We start from the raw sequence: 213 nt of genomic DNA on the forward strand, positions 1-213 counted from the left end.
GCCTACACTGGAGCGATGTTGACGCCCTCCTTCGTGCTGCTGGCCTGCATTGCGTGGACCGCACTGCTGTTTGGCGTGGCCCTGTGGGGCGAGCGCCGGGGGCATCGGCTTTCGAAGGCATGGCCGCTCATCTACGCACTGTCCCTGGCGGTGCACTGCACCGCATGGACATACTACGGCGCGGCATCGCAGGGGCTGCAATGGGGCTTCCCC

1 protein-coding gene is annotated in these 213 nt (G+C 66.7%); it reads left to right on the forward strand.

The window, feature by feature from the left end; genetic code table 11:
* Positions 1–18: 18 nt before the first annotated feature.
* A partial coding sequence (locus tag HMPREF0072_RS10985) for a hypothetical protein (protein ID WP_211204267.1) occupies positions 19–213 on the forward strand: 195 nt, incomplete at its 3' end.

Source organism: Anaerococcus lactolyticus ATCC 51172, assembly GCF_000156575.1.
Lineage (GTDB): Bacteria > Bacillota > Clostridia > Tissierellales > Peptoniphilaceae > Anaerococcus > Anaerococcus lactolyticus.